The sequence below is a fragment of the Micromonospora echinofusca genome (genome assembly GCF_017614955.1).
GTDB lineage: Bacteria > Actinomycetota > Actinomycetes > Mycobacteriales > Micromonosporaceae > Micromonospora > Micromonospora echinofusca_A.
Window position 1 is genome coordinate 1 of sequence record NZ_WVUH01000256.1, and the last position, 10,763, is coordinate 10,763.

General features: G+C 74.2%; 11 protein-coding genes and 1 pseudogene. 8 read left to right on the forward strand and 4 right to left on the reverse strand.

The genetic code is table 11. From position 1 onward, the window contains the following. Window positions 1-237 (forward strand): annotated as a pseudogene (locus tag GSF22_RS24130) (hypothetical protein); the annotation flags it as partial. Window positions 238-541: 304 nt separating this feature from the next. Here the strand turns inward: GSF22_RS24130 and GSF22_RS24135 are convergent. After that, a complete protein-coding gene (locus GSF22_RS24135; RefSeq protein WP_208816021.1) occupies window positions 542-889 on the reverse strand; it encodes a histone-like nucleoid-structuring protein Lsr2 in 348 nt (115 codons plus the stop codon). 376 nt (window positions 890-1,265) lie between these two features. Here GSF22_RS24135 and GSF22_RS24140 point away from each other — a divergent pair, with 376 nt between their 5' ends. Further along, window positions 1,266-1,637, forward strand: a complete 372-nt coding sequence (locus tag GSF22_RS24140) for a DoxX family protein (protein WP_208816022.1) — start codon at window positions 1,266-1,268, stop codon at window positions 1,635-1,637. A 25-nt stretch (window positions 1,638-1,662) separates the two neighbouring features. Here the strand turns inward: GSF22_RS24140 and GSF22_RS24145 are convergent, their stop codons facing one another. Further along, the gene (locus GSF22_RS24145; protein WP_208816023.1) at window positions 1,663-1,962 is read right to left on the reverse strand and encodes a MarR family winged helix-turn-helix transcriptional regulator; all 300 of its coding nucleotides are present in this window, start codon (window positions 1,960-1,962) and stop codon (window positions 1,663-1,665) included. Window positions 1,963-1,997: 35 nt separating this feature from the next. Between GSF22_RS24145 and GSF22_RS35810 the strand changes: the two genes are divergently transcribed. Next, a complete protein-coding gene (locus GSF22_RS35810) occupies window positions 1,998-2,120 on the forward strand; it encodes a hypothetical protein (RefSeq protein WP_307804272.1) in 123 nt (40 codons plus the stop codon). Between the two features lie 231 nt (window positions 2,121-2,351). Here GSF22_RS35810 and GSF22_RS24155 read toward each other — a convergent pair whose 3' ends face one another. Then, window positions 2,352-4,076: a DEAD/DEAH box helicase gene (locus GSF22_RS24155; protein WP_208816024.1), complete on the reverse strand. Its 1,725-nt coding sequence runs from the start codon at window positions 4,074-4,076 to the stop codon at window positions 2,352-2,354. 143 nt (window positions 4,077-4,219) lie between these two features. On the opposite strand from GSF22_RS24155, the gene GSF22_RS24160 reads away from it, so the two are divergent. The 5 genes from GSF22_RS24160 to GSF22_RS35820 all read left to right on the forward strand — a co-directional run bounded on the left by GSF22_RS24160 (window position 4,220) and on the right by GSF22_RS35820 (window position 8,907). Further along, window positions 4,220-4,810 (forward strand): hypothetical protein, encoded by a 591-nt coding sequence (locus tag GSF22_RS24160; protein ID WP_208816025.1) that lies wholly within the window; start codon window positions 4,220-4,222, stop codon window positions 4,808-4,810. Beyond that, window positions 4,807-7,656, forward strand: coding sequence for a M48 family metalloprotease (locus GSF22_RS24165; protein ID WP_208816026.1), 2,850 nt, complete (start codon window positions 4,807-4,809; stop codon window positions 7,654-7,656). Before GSF22_RS24160 ends, GSF22_RS24165 begins: the two co-directional genes overlap by 4 nt. A gap of 128 nt (window positions 7,657-7,784) precedes the next feature. Further along, window positions 7,785-8,291 (forward strand): 2'-5' RNA ligase family protein, encoded by a 507-nt coding sequence (locus tag GSF22_RS24170; RefSeq protein ID WP_208816027.1) that lies wholly within the window; start codon window positions 7,785-7,787, stop codon window positions 8,289-8,291. Between the two features lie 99 nt (window positions 8,292-8,390). Further along, on the forward strand, window positions 8,391-8,579 hold the full coding sequence (locus tag GSF22_RS35815) for a glycoside hydrolase family 9 protein (RefSeq protein WP_208816028.1): 189 nt from the start codon (window positions 8,391-8,393) through the stop codon (window positions 8,577-8,579). Then, window positions 8,551-8,907 carry a cellulose binding domain-containing protein gene (locus GSF22_RS35820; RefSeq protein ID WP_208816029.1) on the forward strand — a complete coding sequence of 119 codons (357 nt, stop codon included), beginning with the start codon at window positions 8,551-8,553 and terminating at the stop codon, window positions 8,905-8,907. The genes GSF22_RS35815 and GSF22_RS35820 overlap by 29 nt, the downstream gene beginning before the upstream one ends. Before the next feature lie 64 nt (window positions 8,908-8,971). On the opposite strand, the gene GSF22_RS24185 is transcribed toward GSF22_RS35820, so the two are convergent. Further along, window positions 8,972-10,763 (reverse strand): family 43 glycosylhydrolase (locus GSF22_RS24185; protein ID WP_208816030.1); only part of this gene is annotated, 1,792 nt, incomplete at its 5' end.

Genomic DNA, 10,763 nt, shown 5'->3' on the forward strand with positions numbered 1-10,763 from the left:
GGGGAGGGGCGCTGCCTCTTCGAACGGGTACTGCTCTGGCCGCACCGCTTCTCCTGCGGGGTGCCCCCGGAACGGCTCGCCGAGGACCTGGCTGCGGTGGCGATCGGGGAGCGGCTGCGCTCCGCCGACCCGGTGCCGGACGATCGGGCCGAGGTCGTCCGGCGTTTCGTGGAACTGGGCCGACGGCGGGCCGAACTGGTCGGCGGGTTCGCCTTCGACCATCTCAGTTTCGGCTGACCGACGGCACCGCCCGTGGCGGTGGGGCGACCCCGGCCGGCGGGGCGGCGCGGTCGCATCCGCGTTGCGGTCGGCCGGTGGGCATTGTCGCCGCCGGGTCGACGGATGGGTTGCCCGACCAGGGTGAACCGGTCGGGTGGCAACGTTTCGTCGTGGATCTGGCGAAGCCGGCAACCGGTTCCGCACGGAGTGGGTGTGTTAGCCGGGGAAAGCGTACGGAGCCTACGGCCCGGCGCGCGAAATGACGGCCGGGCCGGCAGGCAGGTGGGCGGACGCGGTGGACGGGCAACGTCCGCCCGGTGGCTCAGCGGTTCTTGAAGGCGGTGACCACGTTGGCCGGGATGCGGCCCCGGGCCGAGATCTCGAACCCGTTCTCGGCGGCCCATTCCCGGATCGCCCGGTTCTGGTCGCGGTCAATCGGTGTGGTGCCCGGCCGGCTGGCTGTGCGGGCTGGTCGGGAGGGGGTGATGCCGCCACGGCCGATCCGACTGCCCGCGTTGATGTACGGGTCGAGGGCCTTCCGCAGCAGGCCGGCATTCTGGTCGGACAAATCAATGGTGTAGTTGACCCCGTCGATGCCGAACTCGACGGTCCGATCGGCTTTTCCGCCGTCGAGGTCGTCGGTGAGGACGGTGATTACTTTCCTTGCCATATGTGGTTACTCCCTGTGTAACGTAGCTGTGGTTGTAGTTTCGCCTATCGCGGCCCGAATTCGCAACAATTCCCGGAAGGTGGTCGGTAATTCCTGACAGAATGGCGGGTCATTCGCGTTCGGAAGCGGTCCCGGCGGCCTGCCCGCACGTGTTCGTGACCCGGCTCATACTCAGGAACGGGCCTGTCGGGTACGCACTTGAGCCGGATCCGCTCAGGTCCGGTCGCCGGGTGCGGGGCACCTGTCGCGTCCCTGTCCGTGCCGGTGCCGCCGGAGTTGTGTTGCTCCGATGACGGATCCGTGGACGAGTCCGGTGGCCGGCCGTAGCCTGCTGCTGACGATCAGCTGACGTCGGTGCCGGGGGAGGAGGTGCGGGGTGAACGTTCTGCTGTGGATCGTGCAGATCGGGATCGCTGTCGCCTTCACCAGCGCCGGCCTGGTCAAACTCACCCAGCCGGTGGCGAAGCTGCGCGACGGTATGCCCTGGGCGAGGGCGGTGCCGGGGTTCGCCGTGCGGGCCCTCGGTGCCGTCGAGCTGCTCACCGCCATCGGTCTGGTCGTGCCGGCCGCCACCGGGACCGCCTCGGTACTCACCCCGGTGGCGGCCCTCGTCGTCGTACTCGTCATGATCTGCTCGGTGCCGGTCTTCGCCCGGATGGGTGACCGCGTGGCGATCGCGCTCAGCCTGCTGGTGCTGGTCCTGGCGGCGCTGCTCGCCTGGGCCCGGTTCGGCCCGTACCCGGCCTGAGCCGGTACCGGCGCATTCTGCCGGGTCAGCAGGACGGACCCAGGCAGGGCGGATCGAGGCGGGTCAGCAGTGCGGTGCAGATCTCGTCGAGCTGGGCCTGCTGGGTCGGGGTCAGCGCGTCGAAGACCAGCGACCTGACCTGGGCCACGTGACCGGGGGCGGCGGCCACCACCGTGGCGTACCCGGTGTCGGTCAGCACCGCGCGCCAGCCCCGGCCGTCGCCCTCGGCGCGTTCCCGCCGGACCCAGCCCTGCCGTTCCAGTCGCCCGACCAGGTGGGAGAGCCGGGACCGTGAGCCGTTGACCAGGGCGGCCAGTTCGCTCATCCGCTCTTCGCGTGCCCATCCCCGGGAGACACCCCATGAACACCCTGTTGTGGATCGTGCAGATCCTGCTGGCCCTGGCCTTCGCGGCGGCCGGCCTGTTCAAGCTGAGCCAGCCGAAGGAACAGCTCCGCACCAGGATGGCCTGGGTCGACGCGTAACCGGCGGGAGCGGTCGTGGTGCACGCCCGGCTCCGGGAGTACCCGGCGAGCGGCGTCAACGTCGTCCTGCTGCTGCTGGCAGCGCTGGTCGCCTGGGGACGCCTCGGACCGTACGCCTTCTGACGGCTGGCTCGGGCCGGACGTCCCCGGAGCTTCGCGGCGGGGCCGTGCGCCCTCCGCCGAGTCGCGGCGGGGGTGGTCCGGGTACCCGGACCACCCCCGCCAACGGACTCAGTGCTCCCGGTCCCGGTCCCGGCGGACGGTGACCCTGCGGCCCTTGATGGTGCTGTCCCGTAGCCCGGCGATCACCTCGTCGGCGGCGGCGCTGGGCACCTCGACCAGGGAGAACCGGTCGGCGATCTCGATCGAGCCGATCTCCCGGCCGCGCACCTGGGTCTCTCCGGTGATCGCCCCGACCAGATCCTGCGGCCGGACCCCGGCCCGCCGGCCCAGACCGATGAAGAGACAGGTCATCCCGCCGCTCCGGGGCCGGCCGCCGCCCCGCCGGTCGTCCCGGCCGCCGGTCTCCCGCCGGGGCCGGGCCTCCCGCTCGCTGCGCAGCGCCACCTGGGGGATCTCCTCCTCGTCCACGGTGACCCCGGACGCCTCGTGGGCCAGCTTCACCGCGGCGAGCGCCACCTCCATCACGTCGAACTCGTCGGTGAGGGTCTCCACGATCACCCGGAACGGCTCCAGGTCGTCCTCGAGCAGGCTCTCGTGCAGCGCGGCCCGGGTCGACTCCAGTCGCCGGGTCCGCAGGTCCGCCACGGTCGGTACCCGCTCGATCGAGATCCGCTGCCCGGTCACCCGCTCGATGGTCTTGAGCATCCGGTGTTCCCGGGGCTCGGCGAGGGTGATCGCCACCCCCTGCCGGCCGGCCCGTCCGACCCGGCCGATCCGGTGCACGTACGACTCCGGCGCCGACGGCACGTCGTAGTTGACCACGTGGGTGAGCTGTTCGATGTCCAGTCCCCGGGCCGCCACGTCGGTGGCCACCAGCAGGTCCGCCGTACCGGCGCGCAGCCGGCCCATCACCCGGTCCCGCTGCTCCTGGCTCATCCCGCCGTGCAGGGCCTCCGCCCGGTAGCCCCGACCGTTCATCGTCTCGGTCAGCCGGTCCACCTCCTCCCGGCTGCGGCAGAACACGATCGCTGCGGTCGGCGACTCCACGTCCAGCACCCGGCCCAGCGCGGCCGGCTTGTACGCCCGCGCCACCACGTACGCGCTCTGCCGTACCAGCGGCGCCTCCCCGGAGACCGGCGCCGGGCGGCCGATCTCGATCCGGACCGGCTCCCGCAGGTGCTGCCGGGCCATCCCGTCGATCCGGGCCGGCATCGTCGCCGAGAAGAGCACCGTCTGCCGCTCCTGCGGCGCATGGACCAGGATCGCCTCGATGTCCTCGGCGAAGCCCATGTCGAGCATCTCGTCGGCCTCGTCCAGCACCACCGTCGTCAGGGCACCGAGGCGCAGCGTACCCCGGGAGATGTGGTCCAGCGCCCGGCCCGGCGTGGCCACCACCACGTCCACCCCGCTGTCCAGGGCGCGCAACTGGCGGCCGATCGGCTGGCCGCCGTAGATCGGCAGCACCCGTACGCCCAACTGCCGCCCGTACCGGTGGAACGCCTCGGACACCTGCACCGCCAGCTCCCGGGTCGGCACCAGGACCAGCGCCACCGGGTCACCGGTGGGCCGCTCCGCCGGCAGCCGGTGCAGCATCGGCAGTGCGAACGCGGCGGTCTTACCGGTGCCGGTGGCCGCCTGGCCGAGCAGATCGTCCCCGGCGATCAGCGGCGGGATCGCCTCCCGCTGGATCGGGGTCGGTTCCTCGTAGCCGAGGGCACCCAACGCGTCCAGCAGTTCGGTCCGTAACCCCAGATCAGCGAAGCTGGTGGTGTCGTCGTCGGTGCTGACCGGGCTGCTGGTCGGCGGATCGGGCACTACGTTCTCGGAACTCATACCCGCAAGCTTTCCATCACCCCCGACGGCCGGTTCCGACGACCGGGGGATAACGTCCGCCCCGGCCGCCCGTCGCTACCCCGGGTGCCGGGAACCTTACCCGAGGCTTCCCGGCGGTGGCGTCGGGTGGGCACGATGGGCGCGTGACCGGTCAGCAGAATCCCCCCACCGAAATGATCGTCGAAGCGGCCCGCCGGGCGGTCGTCCGGCTCGCGCCCGAGGAGACCGAGGTCTTCGACCAGGTGGCCGACGAGTGGCGGCGTCGACAGTCGACCGGGCCAGCCAGATGGTCCGCCCCGGGCGGGTCCGTCGGGTTCGGCGTCGACGCGACCCTGCTGAGTGAGGTCGCCCTCCAGACGGTGGCCGCTGCCGTCGGCGAGGTGCTGGTGCTCACCGCGACGGCTGCCGGGGTCCGCTGGCGGCGCCGCCGCCGGGCGGCCACCCCGCCTGCGGTCGAGGCCGCCGGGCCCACCGAGATGGCCGCCGGGCCCACCGAGGCGGATGCCGGGCCCACCGAGGCGGATGCCGAGCAGGCCGATCCCGGCCCGGCGGACCCCGGGCCGACCGGCCCGCCACCGGTATCCGGCCCGGCCGGCACGCTGACCCCGGCGCAGGCCCGCCACCTGCGCGACGCCTGCCAGCGGCACGCCCTCGCGCTGGGCCTGTCACCCGAGTCGGCCGCACTGCTCGCCGACGCCGCCGTCGGGGCCACCGTCACCACTGCCGAATCGTGACCGGCACACCGGCCGCCGGTCTCCCGCGGGCCGACGACCGTCCACCGGCTGCCGGTACCCCGTACCGGCTCGGTTGGCTCTACGTGCTCGTCCTGGCTGCCCTGGCCGCGGTCGGGAGCAACGCCGGCGCGGCCTTCTTCGTCGCCGACCGGTCACGCAGCCTGCCCTGGGCGGTCGCGTTGGAGACCTGTAGCCGGGCCCACCCCTGGCAACACGACAGCGGGGAACTGGCCGCGTTCAGCGACTGTTTCGCCGGAGCCTCCCGGGCACGCGGGTTCGTCCTGCTCGCCGGGGTGGGTGTGGTACTGGCCGTTGCCGCGTCGCTGCTGGTCCTGGTACCACTCGTCGACCGGTGGCGGCTGCGGCGCGCCGGCCCCCGACTGTCGGTGCCGGGAGCGGACGCCCGGTTCGCGGTGCTCTGCGACCGTAACGGGCTCACCGGTCGGCGCCGGCCCCGGTTGCGGGTGGCGGGTCCGCCGGTCCGGCAGGCGTTCACCACCGGCACGGTCGGACGCCGGCCGACCGTGGTGCTGCCCGCCGCCGTCGCGGTCACGCACCGGGACCCGTACCGGTTCGACCCGGTCGTCGAGCACGAACTCGCCCACGTCCGTGCCGGGGACGTGGGCTGGGTTGCCGTGGTGCGGGGGCTGGTCTGGCTGCCGGTACCGGTGATGGTCGCCGCCGTGCTGCTCGAACTGGCGTCGTTCGGGGCGAACCCGGTCGCCGTCACCGTGCTCGCCCGCGCCGCCGTGCTGGCCGCGCTGACCGCCGTGCTCGCGGCGGCCCTGCTCCGGGCCCGGGAGCGGGAGGCGGACCGGCATGCGGTGCAGGCCGGTCACGGCGCGGCGCTCGCCGCGCTGCTGACCGCCGCCGCAGCGCGCCGTACCGGGCCGCGCCGGTGGCCGAGACCGCTGGCCCGACACCCGGACCCGCTGCGCCGGCTCGACGCGCTCGCCACCCGGGCGGTCGGGTACGACGGTGGGTTGCTGCACGCGTCGGTGGTGGGTGCGGTCGCGCTCCTGGCGATGGTCGCCGCCGACGGGATCACCCGGGCCCTGCACCAACCGGCGCAGGGCTGGCTCGCCCCGCCGGTGGCGGTCGGTGTGCACGCGGTGCTGCTCGTCGCCGGGCTGCTGTCCGCCCTGACCCGGCGGGCCCGGCTCGCGGAGGCCGGTGGGACCGCCCCCGCGTGGTGGCGGCCGCTGACCGGCGTGACGCTCGGCACCGCCGGCGCCGCGCTGGTGGTGCTGGGCTTCCCACAGCCGGGGGAGTCCGGGTTGTTCCGCTCCTCGGGCGGGCCGGGCGCCACGTTGCTGGTCGCCGGACTGGCCGGTGCGTTCGCCGCCGCCGCCGTGGGGCTGAGCGTGCTGCTCACGGCGGTGGCGACGGTACCCGCCGGGGCGCCGAACCGGCGCGGCGCGCAGCGTGCCGTGCCGATGGCGGGAGCCGCGCTGGCCGGCGCGGTCGCCGTGCTCTGGCTGCTGCCGGCGCTGTCGGCCGGCCTGGCCGTCCCCGGTGCGGTCCGGAACTGGCTGGTCTTCGCGCTGCCCCGCAGCGGGTGGCCGTTGTTGGCGCTGGCGGTACCGGTGGTGCTGGCGGCGCTCCTGCCCGGCGCCGGGCCGGCTGCCGTCGCCGCACGGTCGACGACCGGTCGGGCGGTGGTGGCCGTGGTCGGGATCGTCGGCGGCGCGGCCGTGCTCTGGACCCGTTTCGCCCCGCCGGCCGACCTGGACCGGGCGGTACGCCTCGCCCAGCAGCGCTGGCTGCTCTGTGCCCTCGCTGGGTGGCTGCTGCTGGTCGCCCTGGGCTGGCGGCGGGACCGCTGGTCGGTGGCCTGGGCACTGGTCGGCGGCTGGTCCGTGGCGGCACTGACCGGGGTCGGGCAGTACCTGCACTCGGCGGTGACCGGGCGGGGTGGGGGCCCCGGTGCCGTCCAGGTGCACGTGGTGACCCCGCTGGTCTGGTTCGGCTGTCTGGCCGCGTTGACCCTGCCGCTGCTGCTGACCCTGCCGGCCCGCCCGGCCCGGGTCGGGAACGGTCGGGTCCGCAGCGGTCGGTGGGTGACCGTGGCCCGGGTCGCGGGTTCGGCGGCCGTCCTGCCCGTGCTGGTGTACGCGGTGGGCGACGCCGGGACCGTCCCGTTGCCCGGCCCGCCGACGGCCGGCCGGCCCACCGGGGTGCCGACGGTCGGTCCGTCGCCGCAGCGCCCCGACCCGGCGTCCGGCACCCCGGCCCCGGACACCGCCGGCCGGCTGCTCACCCCCGCCCAGGTGCGGGCGGCGGCGGAGGCGGTACGCGACGTCCTGCCCCGTAACTGGCAGGTGGCGTCGGCGTCCACCGACGGTGGGGAGTCGCGCGTCGAGCCGGCCGCCTGCGAGCCGCTCGCCAGCGACGCGTACCTCGATCCGCTCACCCCGGGCCGCCGCGCCCGGGCGGAGGTGCGCTACGAGACCCCGCGCGGCCCGGTGGGGGTGGCGTCGACGCGCATCTCGGTGACCGTCACGTCGCACGCCGCACCGGTGCCCGCCAGCGTCTTCGCCGCCGCCGAGGCGGCCCGGTCGGCCTGCCGCCGGTTCACGGTGCGGGACGCCGGTGGCGGGGAACCCTTCGTCTTCACGGTGGGCGGGCAGCCGCCACCCGTGTCGGGTGAACAGTCCTGGCGACTGGACCAGCAGCTTTCGTACGGGCAGGGGCGGACGCGGATCACCGGTCATGCGGCGTTCGTGCTCGTCCGGATCGGGCACAACCTGGTGACCGTGCACGTCACCGCGGTCATGGAACCCCTGGACGAGGTGCTGCTGACCGCCGTGGTCCGGACGGCGGTGCAGGCCCTGGGCACCGGGTAGCGGGCGTCGGGCCGGCACCCGGGTACGGCCACCGGCGGAACTCGTACCCGCAAGCTTTCCATCACCCCCACCGGCCGGTTCCGACGACCGCCCCTCCACCGCCCACGGGCCGTGGTTAGCCTGACCCGGTGCGCACCGTCGAGCTGCTCTGCTGCCCTGCCCTGGAGCGCGCGGTGCGGGCCGCCTGGGAGCGGCTGGCGCAGGCCGGGCTGCCCAGCCTGGCCCGGAACACGCATCCCACCAACCGGCCGCACCTGACCCTGGCCAGTGCCGACCACCTACCGCCGGACGTCGCGCGACGGCTGGCCGGCCTGCTGGCCGACGCGCTGCCGTTGACCGCCCGGCCGGAGGCGGTCGACCTGCTGGACGGGGTACATCCGCTGGTGTGGCGGCTCGCTCCGGCGCCGGAGCTGCTCGCCCTCCAGGCTGCGGTGTGGCGGGCCCTGGACGGTGTGGGTGGGCGCAACCCGTGGCACGAGCCGGGTCGGTGGACTCCGCACCTGAGTCTGGCGCTGCGCTTCGGCGCGACGGACCTCGGCCGGGGCCGTGCGGTCGTCGGTGCCCCGCCCCCACCCGGCCGCTTCGTGGCCGCGCGCAGCTACGACAGCACGGACCGCAGCGTCGTCCCGTTCTGATCGGCTCTACCGGTGATGCGCCGTGGTCTATCCTCTTGATAGCGCTCCCATCGGTGGTCTGCCCGACCGTCGACGATCCGTGCTCGGCCGGTCCGGCAGGTGGCCCACTCCCATCACCGGACGCAGAAGTGCTTCGTCGCCGACATCGGCGCGTACTCGGTCAACGAGATGGCGATCAACTGGAACTCGGCCCTGGTCTGGCTGGGCAACTGGGCGGCCGAGCAGGTCGGCGGGGCAGCTCTCCGCGCCGTCGGCGTCGGTGACCGTGCGCACCACCGGTGGCGGTGAACCGCCGACCGGCGGCTGCCGGGTGACGTACGCGGCGAACAGTTGGAGCACCGGCTTCACCGGCAGCATCGCGGTCGCCAACACCGGGGCGAGCGCCTGGCCGAACTGGACGCTGACCTTCCGCTTCACCGGCAACCAGCAGGTCACCCAGGGCTGGTCGGCGAAGTTCAGCCAGAGCGGCCAGCAGGTGACGGTGACCAACGAGAGCTGGAACGGCACCGTAGCGGTGAAGGGGTCGGTGAGCGTCGGCTTCAACGCGACGTACAGCGGCACCAACGCCGCCCCGGTCGGCTTCGCGGTGAACGGGACACCCTGCACGGTGAACTGATCACGTTGTTAGGAAGGGCCCCTTGTACAACGGAAAGCGATAACAAGGGGCCCTTCCTTACCTTCTACCGGTACACGTGGAGGTAGTCGAACTCGGCGGTCACCGCCGGTTCGGCGCCGCCGTGCGCGACCAGCCCGATGCGCGGGGTGGTACCGGCCGGGAAGGTCCACACCCCGGACCAGGTCCAGTGCGTACCGTCCCGGCTGGATCCGGCCCGGAACTCGTGCTCACCGCTGACCGGGTCGACCCGGTGGGCCAGCCGGAGCCAGGTCGTGGTGGCCGGGGCGGCGCCGATGTTCCCGCCGTAGGCCAGCCCGTCGCCGAACGGCAGTTCGTAGCCGTACTCGACCTGTCGGGTGTTCCAGATGGCGACCTGGCTCAGCCGGGCGAACCGGTCGTCGTCGACGTACGCCACCAGGCCGGCCTGCTGGTAGTTGCGGACCGTCTCCTCGCCCAGGTCCAGGGTCAGCTTGGTCTCCACCACGTAGTCGCCGTCCGGGGCGTCGCGCAGCAGCACCCCGGCGGTGTTGCCGGTGCCGACCAGGTCGGCCGACTGCACCGGCCAGCGCAGCGCGCCACCGGCCACGGTGACCCGGTCGTCCGGGCGTACCCACTGCCAGCCGGCGCCGGTCGTGCCCCCGTCGAACTCGTCGGAGTACGCGGGCAGCAGCGCGCCGACCCGGGGTGCGGGTACCGCCCGGTGGACCGGTTGGTACAGCCGGGTGCCGCTGAGGTTGTCGAACTCGGCGGGCCCGTCGGCGCGTACCCCGACCGGCCCGGCGACCGGCCGGTCCAGCCGTACCGACAGGGTGGCGACCTGGTCGCCGAGCCGGGCCGGGCTCAGTTCGGCGACGAGCTGCCGGCCGCGTACCTCGACCGCCAGGTTGTGCCAGTCCCGGCCGGTGAACCCGGCGGGCAGCGGGGCGCTGCCGAGCGTGGCGTCCCCGGCGTGCACGGTCAGCCGCCCGGCCGCCGGGTCGACCAGGACCGCCACGCCGTCCAGGATCAGCCCGGACGCTCCGCCGGTGGCCGGGCCGGTGGAGGTCAGCCGCAGGTCGGTCTCGACGCGGACGTCACCGCCGAGGGCCCGCCGGCTGACCAGTGCGCCGGTACCGGCCAGCCGGCCGGTCGGCCCGGTGCCGACGACCTGCCAGGCGCCGTCGGTGACCCGCCAGCCGGTCAACGCCGGCCGGTCGAAGCGCCCGTCGACGGCGCCGGTGGTCACCGGTGCCTCGGTGCGGCCGTCGGAGGGACCGGCCCCGGCCCGGACGGTCGGCCAGCCGTCGATCCAGTCGAGCCGGTCCAGCAGCATCGGCCGCTCGTTGATCCCGAACGGCTCGTCGAGGTACGGGTCGGCCCGGTCGATGGCGTGGTAGACCAGCCAGTCCTGGCCGGTCAGGTCGGTGAGGAACCCGTTGTGGCCGGTACCGATCCAGCGGTTGCCGTTCTGGGTGAGCACCGGGGTGCCGCCGGCCCGGGAGGCGACCAGCGGTAGCCCGTCGGCGTCGGTGAACGGACCCCGGGGGCTGGTCGACCGTCCGACGTGGACCGAGTAGCCGGTGGCCGGCCCGGCGCAGCAGTTCGCCGTGGAGGCGAAGAGGTAGTAGTACCCGTCGTGCCGGACGACGTGACTGCCCTCGAACTTGTTGTCGATGGCCACCAGGGTCGGCTGCCCCACCGCCCGCAGCCCGTCCGGGGTCAGCTCGGTGACCGAGATCCCGCCGTAGTAGCTGCCGTAGTAGAGGTACTTGCGGCCGTCGACGTCGGTGAACTGCGCCGGGTCGATGGTCCAGAGCCAGCCGCCGCCACCACCGGGGCGGGGGGCGACCACCGGGTCCGGGGCCACCGTCCACGGG